The 17,300-nt window shown below is 71.5% G+C and carries 20 protein-coding genes; 8 read left to right on the plus strand and 12 right to left on the minus strand.

Annotated features, from left to right (window positions below; genetic code table 11):
- Positions 1-19 precede the first annotated feature (19 nt).
- Positions 20-1,588, plus strand: a complete 1,569-nt coding sequence (locus SLUN_RS09820) for an ankyrin repeat domain-containing protein (protein ID WP_108148125.1) — start codon at positions 20-22, stop codon at positions 1,586-1,588.
- A 36-nt stretch (positions 1,589-1,624) separates the two neighbouring features.
- Here the strand turns inward: SLUN_RS09820 and SLUN_RS09825 are convergent, their stop codons facing one another.
- The 4 genes from SLUN_RS09825 to SLUN_RS09840 all read right to left on the minus strand — a co-directional run bounded on the left by SLUN_RS09825 (position 1,625) and on the right by SLUN_RS09840 (position 4,170).
- A complete protein-coding gene (locus tag SLUN_RS09825) occupies positions 1,625-2,011 on the minus strand; it encodes a barstar family protein (RefSeq protein WP_108148126.1) in 387 nt (128 codons plus the stop codon).
- A gap of 18 nt (positions 2,012-2,029) precedes the next feature.
- Positions 2,030-2,419 (minus strand): guanyl-specific ribonuclease, encoded by a 390-nt coding sequence (locus tag SLUN_RS09830; RefSeq protein WP_108148127.1) that lies wholly within the window; start codon positions 2,417-2,419, stop codon positions 2,030-2,032.
- A gap of 115 nt (positions 2,420-2,534) precedes the next feature.
- Positions 2,535-3,416: an SDR family oxidoreductase gene (locus SLUN_RS09835; RefSeq protein ID WP_108148128.1), complete on the minus strand. Its 882-nt coding sequence runs from the start codon at positions 3,414-3,416 to the stop codon at positions 2,535-2,537.
- 1 nt (position 3,417) lies between these two features.
- Positions 3,418-4,170, minus strand: coding sequence for an SDR family oxidoreductase (locus SLUN_RS09840; RefSeq protein WP_108148129.1), 753 nt, complete (start codon positions 4,168-4,170; stop codon positions 3,418-3,420).
- A 56-nt stretch (positions 4,171-4,226) separates the two neighbouring features.
- Between SLUN_RS09840 and SLUN_RS09845 the strand changes: the two genes are divergently transcribed.
- From SLUN_RS09845 to SLUN_RS09860, 4 genes are read left to right on the plus strand one after another with little or no spacing between them, the layout of a single operon-like run.
- A complete protein-coding gene (locus SLUN_RS09845; protein WP_108148130.1) occupies positions 4,227-4,976 on the plus strand; it encodes an enoyl-CoA hydratase family protein in 750 nt (249 codons plus the stop codon).
- Positions 4,973-5,824 carry a CoA transferase subunit A gene (locus SLUN_RS09850; protein ID WP_108148131.1) on the plus strand — a complete coding sequence of 284 codons (852 nt, stop codon included), beginning with the start codon at positions 4,973-4,975 and terminating at the stop codon, positions 5,822-5,824. The genes SLUN_RS09845 and SLUN_RS09850 overlap by 4 nt, the downstream gene beginning before the upstream one ends.
- A complete protein-coding gene (locus tag SLUN_RS09855; RefSeq protein WP_175314093.1) occupies positions 5,821-6,564 on the plus strand; it encodes a CoA-transferase subunit beta in 744 nt (247 codons plus the stop codon). Before SLUN_RS09850 ends, SLUN_RS09855 begins: the two co-directional genes overlap by 4 nt.
- A gap of 14 nt (positions 6,565-6,578) precedes the next feature.
- Positions 6,579-7,658 carry an NAD(P)H-dependent flavin oxidoreductase gene (locus SLUN_RS09860; protein WP_108154631.1) on the plus strand — a complete coding sequence of 360 codons (1,080 nt, stop codon included), beginning with the start codon at positions 6,579-6,581 and terminating at the stop codon, positions 7,656-7,658.
- 41 nt (positions 7,659-7,699) lie between these two features.
- Here SLUN_RS09860 and SLUN_RS09865 read toward each other — a convergent pair whose 3' ends face one another.
- From SLUN_RS09865 to SLUN_RS09885, 5 genes are all read right to left on the minus strand, one after another.
- Positions 7,700-9,277 (minus strand): DEAD/DEAH box helicase, encoded by a 1,578-nt coding sequence (locus SLUN_RS09865; RefSeq protein WP_108148132.1) that lies wholly within the window; start codon positions 9,275-9,277, stop codon positions 7,700-7,702.
- Between the two features lie 92 nt (positions 9,278-9,369).
- The gene (locus SLUN_RS09870; RefSeq protein ID WP_015607926.1) at positions 9,370-9,573 is read right to left on the minus strand and encodes a cold-shock protein; all 204 of its coding nucleotides are present in this window, start codon (positions 9,571-9,573) and stop codon (positions 9,370-9,372) included.
- A gap of 198 nt (positions 9,574-9,771) precedes the next feature.
- Complete coding sequence (locus tag SLUN_RS09875; protein ID WP_108148133.1) at positions 9,772-10,929, minus strand: acetyl-CoA C-acetyltransferase; 1,158 nt, start codon at positions 10,927-10,929, stop codon at positions 9,772-9,774.
- Positions 10,930-10,962: 33 nt separating this feature from the next.
- On the minus strand, positions 10,963-11,580 hold the full coding sequence (locus SLUN_RS09880) for a TetR/AcrR family transcriptional regulator (protein WP_108148134.1): 618 nt from the start codon (positions 11,578-11,580) through the stop codon (positions 10,963-10,965).
- Positions 11,581-11,595: 15 nt separating this feature from the next.
- Complete coding sequence (locus tag SLUN_RS09885; protein WP_108148135.1) at positions 11,596-12,384, minus strand: SDR family oxidoreductase; 789 nt, start codon at positions 12,382-12,384, stop codon at positions 11,596-11,598.
- A gap of 46 nt (positions 12,385-12,430) precedes the next feature.
- Between SLUN_RS09885 and SLUN_RS09890 the strand changes: the two genes are divergently transcribed.
- Together SLUN_RS09890 and SLUN_RS09895 are read left to right on the plus strand one after the other, a co-directional pair.
- Entirely contained in the window at positions 12,431-13,576 is a 1,146-nt protein-coding gene (locus SLUN_RS09890; protein WP_108148136.1) for an acyl-CoA dehydrogenase family protein, read from the plus strand.
- The gene (locus SLUN_RS09895; protein WP_108148137.1) at positions 13,576-14,589 is read left to right on the plus strand and encodes an acyl-CoA dehydrogenase family protein; all 1,014 of its coding nucleotides are present in this window, start codon (positions 13,576-13,578) and stop codon (positions 14,587-14,589) included. Before SLUN_RS09890 ends, SLUN_RS09895 begins: the two co-directional genes overlap by 1 nt.
- A gap of 12 nt (positions 14,590-14,601) precedes the next feature.
- Here SLUN_RS09895 and SLUN_RS09900 read toward each other — a convergent pair whose 3' ends face one another.
- The gene (locus SLUN_RS09900) at positions 14,602-15,099 is read right to left on the minus strand and encodes a pyridoxamine 5'-phosphate oxidase family protein (protein WP_108148138.1); all 498 of its coding nucleotides are present in this window, start codon (positions 15,097-15,099) and stop codon (positions 14,602-14,604) included.
- Positions 15,100-15,256: 157 nt separating this feature from the next.
- Between SLUN_RS09900 and SLUN_RS09905 the strand changes: the two genes are divergently transcribed.
- Positions 15,257-15,547, plus strand: a complete 291-nt coding sequence (locus tag SLUN_RS09905; RefSeq protein WP_108148139.1) for a hypothetical protein — start codon at positions 15,257-15,259, stop codon at positions 15,545-15,547.
- Between the two features lie 6 nt (positions 15,548-15,553).
- On the opposite strand, the gene SLUN_RS09910 is transcribed toward SLUN_RS09905, so the two are convergent.
- Positions 15,554-16,117: a HutD/Ves family protein gene (locus tag SLUN_RS09910; protein WP_108148140.1), complete on the minus strand. Its 564-nt coding sequence runs from the start codon at positions 16,115-16,117 to the stop codon at positions 15,554-15,556.
- Positions 16,114-16,833: a vWA domain-containing protein gene (locus SLUN_RS09915; RefSeq protein WP_108148141.1), complete on the minus strand. Its 720-nt coding sequence runs from the start codon at positions 16,831-16,833 to the stop codon at positions 16,114-16,116. The genes SLUN_RS09910 and SLUN_RS09915 overlap by 4 nt, the downstream gene beginning before the upstream one ends.
- Positions 16,834-17,300: the final 467 nt, after the last annotated feature.

The following is a 17,300-nucleotide window of genomic DNA, read 5'->3' on the forward strand; positions in this document are numbered from 1 at the left end:
TCTTCCGTAGGGTCGAAGCATGACGAAAGAGCCGACAGCGGGCGCCCACGCCGGGCGGGCCGCGTTGTTCGACGCGGTGCACGACGGCGCGGACAACGCTGTCGTACGGCTGCTGCGGGCCGGGACCGCCGCCGATGTGACGGACGAGGACGGGCAGACGCCGCTCTATCTGGCGGCGGTGAGCGACGAAGTGGGCATCGTACGGCTGTTGCTGGCCGCGGGTGCCGTCCCCGAGCGCGCGAGCGGCCCCGACGCCGGGGACCTGCCGCTGTGCGGGGCCGCGGTCGGCGGGCACACCGAGGTGGTACGGGCGCTGCTCGCCGCGGGCGCCCGGCCCGATCTGCCGGAGTCGTACGGGTTCACGGCGATGGCCTGGGCGGTGGGGCAGGGTCACACCGGGACGGTGGAGGTCCTGCTGGAGTACGGGGCCGACCCCGATCTGCCGGGCCCCGGCGGCGAGCCGCCGCTGGTGCTGGCCGCCCGCCGCGGCTCCCCTTCGACCGTGCGGGCCCTGCTGCGGCACGGAGCCGGCACCGGCGCGAAGGAGGCGGCGCTGGCGGAGGCCAGGCAGTGGCTCGTACGGGATGTGGAGCGAGAGCTGCGGGACGGGCTGCTGCAGGCGTTCGGTGAGGGGGAGGGCGAGGCCGACGGCGAGCGGTACGAGACGTACGCGCGCCGGATAGAGGAGGACGGCGGGGTGACCGTCGTCGTCGAGCTGCTGCGGGACGGCACACCGCTGGCAGGCAATGAGCGGCAGACCGGGCACGGCGCGATCGCCACCCTGCTGGAAGGGGAGCTGGGGATCTCGACGCCGTACGCGGAGCTGGCCGAACGGGCGCTGCGCTGCGGGGACCCGGGCCGGGACGACTGGGTCGAGTCGATGACCGCGCTGCGGGGCCGGGGCGACGAGGAGACGTTCCAGGCGGCGGCAGCGTGGTGCGCGAGCGACGATCCGATGCGGCAGGCGTTCGCGGCCGATGTGCTGGCGCAACTGGGCTTCCGCGCACCCGTGGACGGGTCGTCCGCGCACGGCCCCGTACGGCCGTTCGCCGCCCGTGCGCTGCCGTTGCTGCGCGAGCTGTCCCGTCGGGCGCGTGACGCGGAGCTGATCCAGGCGGTCGTTCTCGGGCTCGGTCACCACGGGGATCCGGGCGCGCTGCCCGAGATCCTGCGGCATGCCGGGCATCCGGACGCGGAGGTGCGCCACCGGGTGGCGCTGGCGCTGTGCGGGCTGGTGTCCGGCGACCATGCGGAGGGTGTCGAGACCCTGATCGCGCTGAGCCGGGACGCGGACACCCATGTCAGGGACTGGGCGACGACGGCTCTGGCGGGTGTGGAATCCGATGCGCACGAGGTCCGCGAGGCGCTGGCGGCACGGCTCAACGACCCGGACGCGGACACGGCGGCGGAGGCGGCGCGCGGCCTGGCGATGCGTCAGGATCCTCGCGCGGCAGCGGCGTTGGCCCGGATCCTCGCGGACGAGGATCCGGACGGCTACGCCCGCGAGACGGCGCTGGAGGCCGTGGGACACGTACGGGACGAACAGCTCAGGCGCCGGCTGGAACAGACGGCACCGCGCTGCCGCTGACGGCGCGGTCGCCGCACACGGACGGCCGGGCCCCGCTCAGCGCAGCCGCAGTGCGCCCGGCGCACGCTCCGCCATGATGTCCACCAGCCAGTCGAAGACGGTCGCGCCCCGGCCCGCCTCGGCCTGCGCCAACTCGGCCTGGATCGCGGCCCTGTTCAGCGGATGGGCGCGCTCCAGCCGCAGTCGCAGCCGGCGTACGGTCTCCTCCCGCCCCAGTGCCCGGCGGGAGAGTTCGTGGTCGCGCCACTCGATGACGAAGTCGCGGTCGTCCGGCGTGCCGAATCCACCGCTGAGAGCGTCCGCGAAGGAGTCGAGATTGCGGCCGAAGTATCCCTCCGGCCCGTTCACGGCGGCGCCGATCACCCGCCAGAAGCTGTCGAGGCCGGTGACCTCCGCCCCGTCGATCACATAGGTCCTGGTCACGGGGCGGAGGATACCGGCTCAGCAGCCGTGGTCGACGAGGTCGAACGAGGCGTAGTGGTCGGCGGTGTAGTAGTCCTCCTGGGCCGTGTCGCCCGTGACGATGCGGCGGGCGCCGCGGTTGGAGGAGCCCGGCGTCCTGACCGTGTACTCGTGGTAGTAGCCGGTCGGGTGCGACGCCAGGATGCCCTCGCGGTTCTGGAACACGGTGCCGTCCTGGCGGTACGGGAACGGCCCGCCCTGGTCGATCAGGTCGAGCGTGTCGTGCGCCTGGGAGGGGAGGTCGGAGTAGCAGATGTCACCGACGGCGGCCACGGTCGTGGGGGTGGCCGTGGCCGTTCCGCCGATGAGGAGAGTCGAGACGAGGGCGGCGATGCCACCGAGGGTGGCGATTCGTGGGGGGATTCGCATACGCACTATTGATGCGCGTAGACCTTGACGCGTCAACGTCAACTGGGCTGAATTTCCCGGAAGTTAACCGGGCTGCGGTCCGGCGGAAGCCGGCCTTCACCTTCTCTCCGCGCGGCTACCGCACGCCGTACACGGGCTGCGGCCGCTCGGCCTCCGTGAGCAGTTTCAGCGCCGCCTCCCCCGCCCCGGAAGGAGTCCAGCGCGCGCCCTTGTCCGCGGTGGGTCCCGGCCGCCAGCCCTCCATGACGGTGATACGGCCCGCCTCGGCCTCGAAGACGCGGCCCGTCACGCCCGTACTGCCGTCGGAGCCGAGCCAGACGACGAGCGGCGAGACATCCTCCGGCAGGGCAGAGAGACCGGCGAAGGTCTCCTCGGTCATCCGGGTGCGGGCCGCCGGCGCGATGGCGTTGACCTGGACTCCGTACGGGCCGAGCTCGGCCGACGCGACGAGTGTCAGGCCGATGATCCCGGCCTTGGCGGCCGCGTAGTTGCCCTGCCCGACGCTGCCCAACAGGCCTGCCCCGGAGGTGGTGTTGATCACCCGGGCCGCCGCCGGCCGCCCTGCCTTGGCCTCGGAACGCCAGTGCGCGGCGGCGTGCTTGAGGGGCAGGAAGTGGCCCTTCACATGAACGCGCATGACGGCGTCCCAGTCGTCCTCGTCGAGGTTGACGAGCATCCGGTCGCGCAGGAACCCGGCGTTGTTGACGAGGGTGTCGAGCCGGCCGTACGTCTCCAGAGCGGCCCTGACCAGGGACGCGGCGCCCTCCGTCGTCGCGATGTCGCCGCTGTGCGCCACCGCCTCACCGCCGGCCGCCCGGATCTCGTCGACGACCTGCCGGGCGGGTCCGCTCGATCCACCTGCCCCGTCCGGGCCGACACCCAGGTCGTTGACGACGACCTTCGCGCCCTCGGCGGCGAAGGCGAGCGCGTGGGCCCGCCCGAGGCCCCGTCCCGCGCCCGTCACCATCACCACTCGCCCGTCGCAGATCCCGGTCATGTCACTTCTCCTTGTTGGCAGTTGCGGCGTCGAGGAAGGCGGGGCGCTCCCCGCCGCCGTGCACGAGCAGCGACGCCCCGCTCACATACGCCGCCCGCTCCGAGGCGAGGAACACCGCCGCCTCACCGATTTCCGACGGCTCGGCAAGACGGCCCAGCGGCACGGTGCGGCCGACCGCGGCGATGCCGTCCTCGTCGCCGTAGTGCAGATGCGACAGCTCCGTGCGGACCATGCCGAGGACAAGGGTGTTGACGCGCACCTCGGGCGCCCACTCCACGGCCATGGAGCGGGCCAGATTCTCCAGGCCCGCCTTCGCCGCCCCGTACGCCGCCGAGCCCGGCGAGGGGCGGCCGCCGCTGACGCTGCCGATCATCACGACCGATCCGCGTGCCGCCTTGAGATGTTCGTGGGCCGCGAGCGAGGCGGTCAGCGGCACGGTGAGATTGAGCTCGATCACGCGTGCGTGGCGGGCCGCATCACCCTCACCGAGCAGCCGGTACGGTGTGCCGCCCGCGTTGTTGACGAGGGTGTCCAGCCGGCCGTGCCGGGCCGCGATCCCGTCGAAGAGCTCCGCCACCGCGGCCGGATCGCGCAGCTCGAGCGGCACGAACTCGGCCCCGGCGAGGGGGACTTCCGGCGGCCGGCGGGCGCAGACCACCACCTCGGCGCCCGCCCGCAGGAACGCCCGCGCGATGCCCGCGCCCACGCCCCGCGTGCCGCCGGTGACGACGACCACCTTCCCGGCCAGCTCCATCCGCTGCTACCTTCCTGACCTAACAAATGTTTGGTGGAAAGGTAGCTGATCCGCTCATGGGTGTCTCCACCACAAGCCCCGAGAGGGGAATTTGTGTCGTCACGGTCGACTTCCCACCCGTCAACGCCCTCCCCGTACAAGGCTGGTACGACCTTGCCGACGCCCTCCGCGCGGCGGGCCGCGACCCCGAGATCCGCTGTGTCGTCCTGGCCGCCGCGGGCCGCGGCTTCAACGCGGGCGTCGACATCAAGGAGATGCGGCGCGACACCGGACACGCCGCGCTCATCGGCGCCAACCGCGGCTGCTACGAGGCCTTCGCCGCCGTGTACGAGTGCGAAGTGCCCGTCGTCGCCGCGGTGAACGGCTACTGCCTGGGCGGCGGCATCGGCCTCGTCGGCAACGCGGACGCGATCGTCGCCTCCGACGACGCCACCTTCGGGCTCCCGGAGCTGGACCGTGGCGCGCTCGGCGCGGCCACCCATCTCGCCCGCCTCGTCCCCCAGCATCTGATGCGCGCCCTGTACTACACCTCGCGTACCGCGACCGCGCGGGAGCTGCACGCCCACGGATCGGTCTGGAAGGTCGTCCCGCGCGAGGAACTGGCCGCCGCGGCCCTGGAGCTGGCGCGGGAGATCGCCCGGAAGGACGGCTGCCTCATCCGGCTGGCCAAGGCCGCCATCAACGGCATCGACCCCGTCGACGTACGCCGCAGCTACCGCTTCGAGCAGGGCTTCACCTTCGAGGCCAACCTCAGCGGGGTCGCCGACCGCGTCCGCGACACCTTCGGCAAGGAGGGCGCACAGTGACCGACAAGACCATGACTCCCGAGGAGGTCGTCGGTCGCCTGCGCAGCGGGATGACGATCGGCATCGGCGGCTGGGGCTCGCGCCGCAAGCCGATGGCGCTGGTGCGGGCACTGCTCCGTTCCGGGATCACCGATCTCACCATCGTCTCGTACGGCGGCCCCGACGTCGGCCTCCTCGCAGCGGCCGGACGGATCCGCAAGCTGGTCACTGCCTTTGTCACCCTCGACTCGATCCCGCTCGAGCCGCACTTCCGCGCCGCCCGCGAGCGCGGCGCCTTCGCGCTCACCGAGATCGACGAGGCGATGTTCATGTGGGGGCTGCACGCGGCCGCCAACCGGCTGCCGTTCCTGCCGGTGCGGGCCGGCATCGGCTCCGACGTCATGCGGGTCAACCCCGGGCTGCGTACGGTCACTTCGCCGTACGAGGACGGGGAGGAGTTCGTCGCCGTACCGGCCCTGCGCATGGACGCGGCCCTGGTCCACCTCAACCGCGCCGACCGGCTCGGCAACGGCCAGTACCTCGGCCCCGACCCGTACTTCGACGATCTCTTCTGCGAGGCCGCCGACTCCGCGTATGTCTGCTGCGAGCAGCTCGTCGAGACCGCCGAGCTCACCAAGGACGCGGCCCCACAGACCCTGCTCGTCAAGCGCCACTCGGTGACGGGCGTGGCCGAGACGCCGAACGGCGCGCACTTCACCTCCTGCGCCCCCGATTACGGGCGCGACGAGGCCTTCCAGAAGCTGTACGCGAGCACCCCCTGGCCGGAGTTCGCCGAGCGCTTCCTCGCCGGCCCGGCCGAGCTCGACTACCAGTCCGCCGTCCGGACCTGGCACGAGGAGCAGCAGTGACCGACACGCTGACCGCCGGCCGCGCCGAGTACTGCGTGGTCGCCTGCGCCGAGGCCTGGCGCGACAACGGCGAGGTGCTGGCCGCCACCATGGCCCCCGTCTCCTCCTTCGGCGCCCGGCTCGCCAAGCGCACCTTCTCCCCCGAGCTCCTGCTCACGGACGGCGAGGCGATGCTCGTCGATCTCGACGGGACGACAGAGGGCTGGCTGCCGTACCGCCAGCACCTCACCATGGTCACCGGCGGCAAGCGGCACGTCATGATGGGCGCAAGCCAGATCGACCGCTTCGGCAACCAGAACATCTCCTGCGTCGGCGACTGGCACCAGCCCACCCGCCAGCTGCTCGGCGTACGCGGAGCGCCCGTCAACACCCTGAACAATCCGGTCAGTTACTGGGTGCCGAAGCACTCCACCCGGGTCTTCGTCGAGCGGGTCGACATGGTCAGCGGTGTCGGTTACGACCGTGCTGCCGCCGCGGGCCCGTCCGCCACCCGCTTCCACCGCATCCCGCGTGTCGTCTCCAACCTGGGCGTCTTCGACTTCGCGACCCCCGACCGCTCGATGCGGCTCGCGTCCGTGCACCCGGGTGTCACGGTCGGGCAGATCCGGCAGGCGACCGGCTTCGCACTCACGATCCCCGACGACGTCCCGTACACCCGTGAGCCCACCCCCGCCGAACTCCGGCTGATCCGCGAGGTGATCGACCCGAAGGGCCTGCGCGACCGCGAGGTCAGGCCCTGATGGAGACGGCGCTGATCCGGACGGCCCTCACCGAGCTCACCGGAGTCCGGCACCCCATCGTGCAGACGGGGATGGGCTGGGTCGCGGGACCCCGCCTGGTCTCCGCCGCGGCCCGGGCCGGCGCACTGGGCATCCTCGCCTCCGCGACGATGACCACCGACCTGCTGCGGGAGGCCGTTCGCGAGGTCAAGTCCCGCACCGACGCGCCCTTCGGGGTCAACCTCCGCGCGGATGCGAGCGACGCACGCGACCGCGTCCGGATCATCATCGACGAGGGGGTGAAGGTCGCCTCCTTCGCTCTGGCTCCGTCCCGCGAGCTGATCGCCGAGCTCAAGGACGCGGGCGTGGTCGTGATCCCCTCCATCGGGGCCCGCCGGCACGCGGAGAAGGTCGCGGCCTGGGGCGCGGATGCGGTGATCGTCCAGGGCGGTGAGGGCGGCGGACACACGGGTGACGTGGCAACGACCGTGCTCCTGCCGCAGGTTGTCGACGCGGTCGACATTCCGGTGATCGCGGCGGGCGGCTTCCACGACGGGCGGGGCCTGGTCGCGGCGCTCGCCTACGGAGCGGCGGGCATCGCGATGGGCACGCGCTTCCTGCTGACCTCGGACTCGACCGTGCCGGACGCGGTCAAGGCCCGGTACCTCGCGGCGACGGTCAAGGACATCACGCTCACCACCGCCGTCGACGGGCTCCCGCATCGCATGCTGCGTACGGAGCTGGTCGACGCCCTCGAGCGGGCGGGCCGTACGAGAGCCCTGGCGCAGGCCGTACGCCGTGCGGCGGGCTTCAAGAAGATCTCGGGCCTTTCCTGGCCGCAGATGATCCGCGACGGTCTCGCCATGAAGCACGGCAGGGACCTGAGCTGGAGCCAGGTCCTGCTCGCCGCCAACACCCCGATGCTGCTGCGGGCTTCGATGGTCGAGGGCCGCGCTGACCTGGGTGTGATGGCGTCGGGTCAGGTCGCGGGGCTGATCGAGGACGTCCCGAGCTGCGAGGAGCTGGTCGCGCGTGTGATGACGGAGGCGGCGCGGGTACTGGGCGCGCTGCAAATCGCCGGAGGGGCTGACAAGGTCAGCCACTCCGGCGATTGAGGAGCGGGGTTCGGGGCGGAGCCCCGACAAGGCCGGCGCCGCTACGCCGCGGCGCGGCGGCCGCCGCCGCCCTGCGCACCGCGAGGGCGTCCGCCCTGGCCCCCCTGCCTGCCCTGGCCGCCGCCCTGCGCACCCTGACCGCCCTGACCACCGCGCCGACCACGGCCACCGCCGCCACCGCCGCCCTGAGCCGCACGGCCCCCGCCGCCCTGGCCCGGGACCTGCGCACGGCGCCGCTGCGGCCGCTGCTGCTGCTGCTGCACGACCGGCTGCGGTACCTCGATCGTGATCGCGACACCGGAAGGCTCGCGCGCACCGGTGATGCGGCTGAGCTCCTCGTCGCTGGACTTGATCCGAGCCGTACGCGGGCTGATACCCGCGTCCGCCATCAGCCGGGTCATCTCACGCCGCTGCTCGGGCAGCACCAGCGTCACGACACTGCCGGACTCACCCGCACGGGCGGTGCGCCCGCCGCGGTGCAGATAGTCCTTGTGGTCGACCGGCGGATCGACGTTGACGACCAGGTCGAGATCGTCGACATGGATGCCGCGGGCCGCGACGTTCGTCGCGACCAGCGCGGTGACCTCCCCGGTCTTGAACTGGTCGAGGGTGCGGTTGCGCTGCGGCTGCGAACGGCCGCCGTGCAGCGCCGCCGCCCGTACGCCGCTGGACAGCAGCCGCTTGGCGAAGCGGTCCGCCGCGCGCTTGGTGTCCACGAAAAGGATCACCCGCCCGTCGCGCGCCGCGATCCGCGTGGCCACGGCCTTCTTGTCGGTCTCGTCCAGCACGTGCAGCACGTGGTGCTCCATCGTGGTGACCGCGCCCGCGGACGGGTCGACGGAGTGCACGACAGGGTCGGTCAGGAACATCCGTACGAGCCGGTCGATGTTCTTGTCCAGCGTCGCCGAGAACAGCATCCGCTGACCGTCCGGCTCGACCTGCTTGAGCAGCGCCGTGACCTGCGGCATGAAGCCCATGTCGGCCATCTGGTCGGCCTCGTCGAGGACGGTGATCGACACCCGGTCGAGGGCGCAGTCGCCACGCTCGATCAGGTCCTTGAGCCGTCCGGGCGTGGCGACGAGCACCTCGGCGCCGCGCCGCAGCGTGCCCGCCTGCTTGGTGATCGACATGCCGCCGACGACCGTGGCCATCCGCAGTTGCACGGAGGTCGCGTACGGCAGGAGCGCGTCGGTGACCTGCTGCGCCAGCTCACGCGTCGGTACGAGCACGAGCGCGAGCGGCGCCCGCGGCTCGGCGCGTCGCCCAGCGGTGCGGGCGAGCAGCCCGAGGCCGAAGGCAAGGGTCTTGCCGGAGCCGGTGCGCCCCCGGCCGAGGATGTCGCGCCCCGCGAGAGTGTTCGGCAGGGTGGCGGCCTGGATCGGGAAGGGCTCGGTCACACCCTGTGCCACAAGGGTCTTCAGCAGGGCGGCCGGCATGTCGAGCTCATCGAACGCCTCGACGGCAGGCAGCGCGGGAGTAGTGGATTCCGGCAGCGTGAATTCCTGCGGGGGCGCCACCTTGCGGGCGGGAGCCTTGCCGGAACCCTTCGCGGGGCCGTTGGCGCGCGAATTGACCGGGCCCTTTCGGGTCGGACGGGCCGGGCGTTCGGAGCGAGTCATGCGGATATTGCCTTCCTGGGCCTGTGGACAGCACAAGCCGGGACCCGCACCTTGACGGTGCGGGCCCCGGCTGCGAGGTACGCGTCCAGCAATTAGGCCGGGACGATGTTCTCCGCCTGCGGGCCCTTCTGGCCCTGCGTGACGTCGAAGGAGACCTTCTGGCCCTCCTGGAGCTCACGGAAGCCCTGGGTGGCGATGTTCGAGTAGTGGGCGAAGACGTCGGCGCCGCCGCCGTCCTGCTCAATGAAGCCGAAGCCCTTTTCCGAGTTGAACCACTTCACGGTTCCAGTAGCCATGTCATTCTCCTAAAACAAGGGGCAAGCCGGAAACCCACACCTCGTGAGTTTCCCGTTGTTGTATTGAGCCCCATCCGGAGAAGCCGGAAAACAAAACATGCGCCTGAGGAAGCATTCCCGTCAGGCGCACACAAAGTTCATGGGTACCAAAACTGCAACGCCCACACCGTAGCACGCCTCGGCCGCGAAGGCCCGTGTTCACAGCCGCTCGATGATCGTGACGTTCGCCTGACCCCCGCCTTCGCACATCGTCTGCAGTCCGAATCGGCCGCCGGTGCGCTCCAGTTCATGGAGAAGCGTCGTCATCAGCTTCACCCCCGTCGCGCCCAGCGGATGACCCAGCGCGATCGCCCCGCCGTTGACGTTGACCTTGTCCGGGTCCGCGCCGGTCTCCTTCAGCCAGGCGAGCACCACGGGCGCGAAGGCCTCGTTGATCTCGACCAGGTCGATGGCGTCGATCGACATGCCGGTCTTCTTCAGCGCGTACGCCGTCGCCGGGATCGGCGCGGACAGCATCCGGATCGGGTCCTCGCCCCGTACGGAGAGGTGGTGGATACGGGCCCGCGGCACCAGGCCGTGCTCGGCGACGGCGCGCTCGCTCGCGATCAGCATCGCCGCGGCGCCGTCCGAGACCTGCGAGGAGCAGGCCGCGGTGATCGTCCCGCCCTCCATGACCGGCTTCAGGGCCGCCATCTTCTCCAGGGTGGTGTCCCGGCGCGGGCCCTCGTCCGCCGTCACATCGCCGTACGCGACCAGCTCCCGATCGAAGCGGCCCTCGTCGATCGCCCGGACCGCCCGCTGGTGGGAACGGAGCGCGAATTCCTCCATGTCACGGCGCGAGATCCCCCACTTCTCGGCGATCAGCTGCGCGCCGTGGAACTGGTTGACCGGCCGGTCCCCGTACCGGGCCCGCCAGCCCTCGCTGCCGGCGAAGGGGCCCGCGGTCAGCCCGAGCGGTTCGGCGGCCTGCCGGGAGGCGAAGGCGATGGGGATCTGCGTCATGTTCTGGACGCCGCCCGCGACGACCAGGTCCTGGGTGCCGGACAGCACTCCCTGCGCCGCGAAGTGCACCGCCTGCTGCGAGGACCCGCACTGCCGGTCGATCGTCACGCCCGGCACCTCCTCGGGCAGCCCGGCCGCCAGCCATGCCGTACGGGCGATGTCGCCGGCCTGCGGGCCCACCGTGTCCAGGCAGCCGAAGACGACGTCCTCGACGGCGGACGGATCGGCTCCGGAGCGCTCGACGAGGGCCCGCAGCACATGCGCGCCCAGGTCGGCCGGGTGGACACCGGACAGTCCGCCCTTGCGCCTGCCCACCGGAGTGCGTACCGCTTCGACTATGTAGGCCTCGGCCATGACAACTCCCCATGTCCATGTACGTACGGCTGTCTATGTACGTACGGCGATACCGTCCAGCACCATCGACAGATACTGACGGGCGATCTCCTCCGGGCTGTGCTGCCCGCCCGGCCGGTACCAGGACGCGGCGACCCATACGGTGTCGCGCACGAACCGGTAGGTGAGCCGGATGTCCAGGTCGGGTCGGAAGACCTGGTCGGAGACCCCGCGCTCCAGCGTCCCCAGCCATGCCTTCTCGAACTTCTGCTGCGAGTCGGTGAGGTAGTGGAAGCGGGGCTGCGCGGCCAGGTGCCTGGACTCCTTCTGGTAGATCGCGACGGCGGCGCGGTGCCGGTCGATCTCGCGGAAGGACTCGGTGACGAGGGCCTCGATGGTCTCCCTGGGCCCGAGGCCGGCGGCGAGCACGGCGTCGTATCCCTGCCACAGCTCGTCCAGGAAGGCGGAGAGGATCTCGTCGAGCATCGATTCCTTGGAATCGAAGTGGTAGTAGAGGCTGCCGGCGAGCATCCCCGCCCGGTCCGCGATCTTGCGGACGGTGGTGGCGTTGTACCCCTGCGCGGCGAACACCTCGGCGGCGGTGTCGAGGAGCTCGCGGCGGCGCGCGGGTGAGGCGGTCACCTGGGTCTTCTTCTTGCTGTTGGTCGGCACAGGGCCATTCTCGTCCTACGCATGCTGGCTGCTGATGGAGACGACCTCGCCGGTGAGGTACGAGGAGTAGCCGCTGGCGAGGAAGACGATGGCGTTGGCGATCTCCCAGGGCTCGGCGTACCGGCCGAAGGCCTCCTTGGCGGTCAGCTCCGCCAGCAGTTCGGCCGAGGTGACCTTCACCAGGTGCGGGTGCATGGCGAGGCTGGGGGCGACGGCGTTGACGCGTACGCCGTGCTCGGCCGCCTCGATCGCCGCGCAGCGGGTGAGCGCCATGACTCCGGCCTTGGCGGCGGCGTAGTGGGCCTGGCCGGCCTGGGCGCGCCAGCCGACGACGGAGGAGTTGTTGACGATCACCCCGCCGCGGCCGGTCGCCCTGAAGGAGCGCAGGGCGGCCCGGGTGCAGCGGAAGGTGCCCTTCAGGGTGACGTCGATGACCTTGTCCCACGCCTCGTCGCTCATGTCGACGAGGGCCGTGGTGCCGCCGAGGCCCGCGTTGTTGACGACGATGTCCAGGCCGCCGTGGTCCCGTACCGCCTGCTCGAACAGCGCCTGGACCTGGGGCTCGTCGGTGACGTCGCAGGGCAGTGAGGTGACGGCGTCCGCTCCGAACTCTTCGGCGAGCGCCTCCTGCGATTCCTTGAGCCGGCGGGTGTGCGCGTCGCTGATGAGGATGCGCGCGCCCTCCTCCAGGAACTTGCGGGCGGTCGCTCCGCCGATGCCGGCTCCGGCGGCGGCGGTGATGACGGCGGTACGGCCCTTCAGCAGGCCATGGCCCGGTACGTACTGCGCCCTGTTGTTCGTCACAGCAGCACGTTAACCTACCAAACACTTGTTAGGGAAGGATGCGCGAATGGACCTGCACCACGGTGCCGACGAGGAAACCTTCCGGGCCGAGGCCCGCGCCTGGCTCGCCGCGCATGTGCCCGCCGAGCCGCTCCCCTCGCTGGAGACCGAGGAGGGCTTCGCGGCCCACCGCGCGTGGGAGGCCCTGCTCCGCGCGGACCGCTGGTCGGTCGTCTCCTGGCCGCGCGAGTACGGCGGGCGGGGCGTCGACATCTTCAGCTGGCTGGTCTTCGAGGAGGAGTACTACGCGGCGGGGGCGCCCGGCCGGGTCTCGCAGAACGGCATCAGCCTCCTCGCCCCGACGCTCTTCGACCACGCCACGCAGGAGCAGCGGGCCCGGGTGCTGCCCGCGATGGCGAGCGGCGAGGTGATCTGGGCGCAGGCCTGGTCCGAGCCCGAGGCCGGGTCCGATCTCGCGTCGCTGACATCGCGGGCCGTGCGGACGGCGGGCGGCTGGCTGCTGAGCGGCCAGAAGACGTGGTCCTCGCGGGCGGCGTTCGCGGATCGCGCCTTCGGCATCTTCCGCACCGATCCCGATGCGCCGAAGCCTCACCAGGGCCTCACCTACCTGATGTTCGACCTGTCGGCGCCGGGGGTGACCCTCCGGCCCATCGGCCGTCTCGACGGCAAGCCGGCCTTCGCCGAGCTCTTCCTGGACCAGGTCTTCGTGCCCGACGAGGACGTGATCGGCGAGCCGGGGCAGGGCTGGCGGATCGCGATGTCCACGACGGGCGACGAGCGGGGGCTGACGCTGCGTTCGCCGGGCCGTTTCCTGGCCGCGGCGGACCGTCTCGTACGGCAGTGGCGCGCGTCGGCCGACGGGTCGGACACCGCGCTGCGCGACCGGGTCGCGGACGCGGTGATCGGCGCCCGTGCCTATCAGCTCTTCACCTGCGCGGGCGCCTCGCGCTTCGCGGCGGGCGAGTCCATCGGTGCCGAGTCCAGCCTGAACAAGGTCTTCTGGTCCGAGTACGACATCGCCCTGCACGAGACCGCGCTCGATCTGCTGGGCGCGGAGGGGGAGCTGGCGGACGGTGAGTGGGCGGAGGGATATGTGTTCTCGCTCGCCGGACCCATCTACGCCGGGACGAACGAGATCCAGCGCGACATCATCGCCGAGCGGCTGCTCGGCCTTCCGAAGGGCCGCCGCTGATGCGTTTTCTGCTCACCGATGAACAGCGGGCCTTCGCGCGCTCGCTGGACGCGATGCTGTCGGCGTCGGACGTCCCGTCGGCGGCCCGCGCGTGGGCCATGGGCGACCACGCGCAGGGCCGCGAGGTGTGGGCCCGGCTGGCGGAGGCGGGGGTCTTCGCGCTTGCGGTCCCTCGGACGTACGAGGGCGTGGGCACGCTCCCCGTCGAACTGGTGGTGGCTTTCGTGGAGTTGGGCCGCCATGCGGTACCGGGGCCGGTGGTCGAGACGGTCGCGGCAGCGGCGCTGCTGACCCGCCTCGCGGAGCTGGGCGACGCGTCCCCCGCGAAGCGGCTGCTGCCGGGCGTGGCGGGCGGCGAGGAGGTCCTGACACTGGCGGTGGACGGCTGCGGCACGTACGCGCTGGACCCGGACGCGGCGACGGTGACGCTGGTGGTGGAGGCGGGGGGCGGCAGCGGTCGGGCCGGCGGCGCATCGGCCACGCTACGGGTAGCCCGCGGGCACGGGCCTCTTCGGGGGTCCGTCGATCCCGTGCGGCGGTCGGCGGTGCCGGGCCCCGAGGGCGCAGCCCTGGCCGTCGGGCCGCAGGTCGCCGCCGTCGCCGCGTACGCCGCCGATGTCGCCGCCCTCGCCACCGCCGCGCAGGCCCTCGGCGTCGGGCTCACCCTCCTCGACCGCACCGTCGCGTACGTCAAGCAGCGCACCCAGTTCGGGACCGCCATCGGTTCCTTCCAGGCGGTCAAGCACCGGCTGGCCGACACTCTGATCGGGCTCGAATTCGCCCGCCCGCTGCTCTACGGGGCCGCCCTCTCCATGGCCCCCGCCGATATCGCCGCCGCCAAGGTGAGTGCGGGCGAGGCCGCGTACGCCGCGGCCCGCACAGCTCTCCAGCTGCATGGCGCCGTCGGCTACACCGAGGAGCTCGATCTCTCGCTCTGGCTGCGCAAGGCACGGCCGTTGCGCGACGCGTGGGGCACCCCCGCCCAGTGCCGGGCGCGGGTGCTGGGGACATGAGCGGAGGAGGGCTCAGCGCCGCCGGACGGTGCGCACCGCTCCGCCGGGCCGCCAGGACTCTACGACCAGCTCCTCGCCCTCGACGTGCGTCCGCACCACCTCGTCCAGTTCGACGCGGAACAGATGGAACGGCTCCGGCGGCTTGGCCTCCGCCACGAACCGGGCCATCACCTCCGGGTCGGTCACCTCCAACGCGCGCCCGCCGATCCGTACGTCACCGCCGTCCATCGAGTCGTCGGGGCCGGGGTTGGCCTGCACCGCGAACCGCGGATCGCGCTGAAGATCCTGCGCCTTGCGGGAGTACGGCATCATGCCCAGCCACAGCTCACCGAAGCGGAAGTCCACCTCGAGGCCGGTCACCCGCGGTGAGCCGTCCTTGCGGAGGGTGGCCAGGACATGATGCTTGTACTGCTGGAACCGCTTCCGCACGGTCTCGGCGAAGGCCGGCTCCGCCGCCCGGAAATCTGCCCAGGTGGTCCCCGCACTCGATGTCCCTGTACTCGATGTCATGACGCCATCGAACCCCAGAATCCCGACATCTTCTGTCGGGTTTCGGATCCGGGTGCCGCACGGATGCCGTCCCAGGGCGAACGTGGTCTGCTGGAGAGGGCAGGGCCGTCATCGTGGCGGCGCGGGGGACCGAACCCGCCACCCGAGGAGATTTCTGATGGCGATCTTCATGCACGCCACTCTGCCGGGCATCACGACAGACCAGTACGACACGCTGAACAGCGAATTGCAGGCCCTGCCGGGCGACACCTTCGCCGGGTGTCTCTCGCACGTTTGCGTAGCATCCGATTCGGGCCTGGAGATCTTCGACCTGTGGGAGTCCGAGGCGGCCATGGACAAGTTCACCACCGTGATGATGCCGGTCGCCCAGGGTCTTGGCTTCCCCCGGACCGGCGGACCCCCGAAGATCGCGCAGGTGCACAACCACTGGACACCCGGGGCGGCGTAGCACCGCTCACCGGACCGAGAGCGTGACCACCACCGCATACCCCTGCGTCCGGAGTACGCCCGGTGACTCGCCGGTCACCAACACCGCGTCGTAGCGGGCGAGTTCGACGCCCTGCCCGTCGAGCACGGCACCGTCCTCGAGTGCGACAGCCAGCACCGCACCGCCCTGCGGCACCATGAGCCGGAGGGTGCCGCGTACGACCGCGGTCGCCGCTTGCGTATGCCCCCTTCGGTACATCACATTGAAATTCACGACCGGGCCTTCGAGGAGTCGGCCGTCGGTCTCCAGGTCCCCGGGGAAGTCATGGGGCCAGTACTGCTCGTCGACGATGTGGTGTTCGCCGCCCACCATGAGGTCCATCCCTGCCCCCTCGACCACGGTCAGGGTCCGGTCGACGCCGGGGAACGCGGAGAACGGCCCGTCCGCGGCCACATCCGCCAGACTGACCCGCCAGTCGAAGGCGTCCATCGAGGCGCCTTCGGGGGAGGCGGCGATCTCCCGGGTGACTCCCCCGCCGTTCTTCCAGGGCACGGCCGTACGGTCGGCCGCCCGCAGCACCCGTAGCGTCACCGCACGATCCCTTGCGCGCGGGCGGCGGCCAGCCAGAGCGGGAATTCGGCGACCAGCCGGTCGTACAGCTCGGCGTCCGGGACCTGCCGCGGGTCGAGTCCGGCGTGGAAGAAGCCGGCGTTGTCGATCGGGCGCTTGGCGGGTACGGCCAGCTCGTCGAGCTTGTGCAGGAAGTCGAACTGCGAGCTGCGCTTGTTGCCGAAGCCGATGAACTGCCAGAACAGCGGCAGCTTGGCCGCCTTGCACAGATAGCGCTCCGCCGCGTGCTTGCTGATCGGGCCGCCGTCGGTCTGGAAGACGACGAGCGCGGGCGCGGTCGAGCCGCTGTCGACGTAGTGGTCCATGACCGCGTCCATGGCGAGGTGGTAGCTGGTCCTGCCCATGTGCCCGAGGCCCGCCACGATCTCGTCGACCCGCCCGTGGTGGTTGTCCAGGGCGATGTCGGTGACCGCGTCGATGTCCGTGGAGAAGAAGACGACGGGCACCCGGCCGTCGTCGTCGAGATGGGCCGACAGGGACAGGACGCGGTCGGCGAGTGCCTGGACGCTGCCGTCCTTGTAGTACTCCTTCATGGAGCCGGAGTAGTCGAGCACGAGATAGACGGCCGCACGCTCCCCGCTCAGCCGGTGCTTCTCCAAGGAGACGCCGGCGCTCTTGTAGAGGCTGACGAGCGCGGGGGCGGTCTCCTCGACCTTGCGGAGGCTGATGGCCGCCATGCGGGGCTCCGTTCGTCCTGGAGTGAGCAGATTACGTCACCGCTGTCGGGACGAGAGGCGGGAGTCGCCAAGTCCCTTGACGGGCACGGACGACGGGCATTCGCCCTGAGCGGTGTCGGGGAAGTCCGGGTGGGTGAAGGTGGGGGTACCTCCCGTGCCCGCAGGGCTACGGGGGAGGGCCGAGTCTGGCAAGGCGGAGGATGGGGGTCCCCCCGCCGAAGGCAGGGGGAGAGTCCACGCGGAGCGTCGGCGACTGACGACAACGCAGCCAGGCGACAGCCATCGGCCCGCGACGCCGCCCGGACTTCCCCGGGGCCGCTTAAGGCCGTGTCTGAGCCCGAACGCGCCGCGGCGCCCACCCAGTGTCCGGTCGGGGACAGGGCGAGCGCCGCGGTACGGGGGTCCGGAGCCCCGGACCAACCCGAGCCCGTACGCCGTTGTACGGGACCGTATAAGGGGTCAAACAG

The sequence above is a fragment of the Streptomyces lunaelactis genome, from assembly GCF_003054555.1.
Lineage (GTDB): Bacteria > Actinomycetota > Actinomycetes > Streptomycetales > Streptomycetaceae > Streptomyces > Streptomyces lunaelactis.

Coding starts and splice junctions, on each gene's coding strand:
- SLUN_RS09820 (WP_108148125.1), top strand. CDS start 20: ATGACGAAAGAGCCGACAGCGGGCGCCCACGCCGGGCGGGCCGCGTTG.
- SLUN_RS09830 (WP_108148127.1), bottom strand. CDS start 2,419: ATGCGAATCCCCCCACGAATCGCCACCCTCGGTGGCATCGCCGCCCTC.
- SLUN_RS09835 (WP_108148128.1), bottom strand. CDS start 3,416: ATGACCGGGATCTGCGACGGGCGAGTGGTGATGGTGACGGGCGCGGGA.
- SLUN_RS09840 (WP_108148129.1), bottom strand. CDS start 4,170: ATGGAGCTGGCCGGGAAGGTGGTCGTCGTCACCGGCGGCACGCGGGGC.
- SLUN_RS09845 (WP_108148130.1), top strand. CDS start 4,227: ATGGGTGTCTCCACCACAAGCCCCGAGAGGGGAATTTGTGTCGTCACG.
- SLUN_RS09865 (WP_108148132.1), bottom strand. CDS start 9,277: ATGACTCGCTCCGAACGCCCGGCCCGTCCGACCCGAAAGGGCCCGGTC.
- SLUN_RS09870 (WP_015607926.1), bottom strand. CDS start 9,573: ATGGCTACTGGAACCGTGAAGTGGTTCAACTCGGAAAAGGGCTTCGGC.
- SLUN_RS09875 (WP_108148133.1), bottom strand. CDS start 10,929: ATGGCCGAGGCCTACATAGTCGAAGCGGTACGCACTCCGGTGGGCAGG.
- SLUN_RS09890 (WP_108148136.1), top strand. CDS start 12,431: ATGGACCTGCACCACGGTGCCGACGAGGAAACCTTCCGGGCCGAGGCC.
- SLUN_RS09895 (WP_108148137.1), top strand. CDS start 13,576: ATGCGTTTTCTGCTCACCGATGAACAGCGGGCCTTCGCGCGCTCGCTG.
- SLUN_RS09900 (WP_108148138.1), bottom strand. CDS start 15,099: ATGACATCGAGTACAGGGACATCGAGTGCGGGGACCACCTGGGCAGAT.
- SLUN_RS09905 (WP_108148139.1), top strand. CDS start 15,257: ATGGCGATCTTCATGCACGCCACTCTGCCGGGCATCACGACAGACCAG.
- SLUN_RS09915 (WP_108148141.1), bottom strand. CDS start 16,833: ATGGCGGCCATCAGCCTCCGCAAGGTCGAGGAGACCGCCCCCGCGCTC.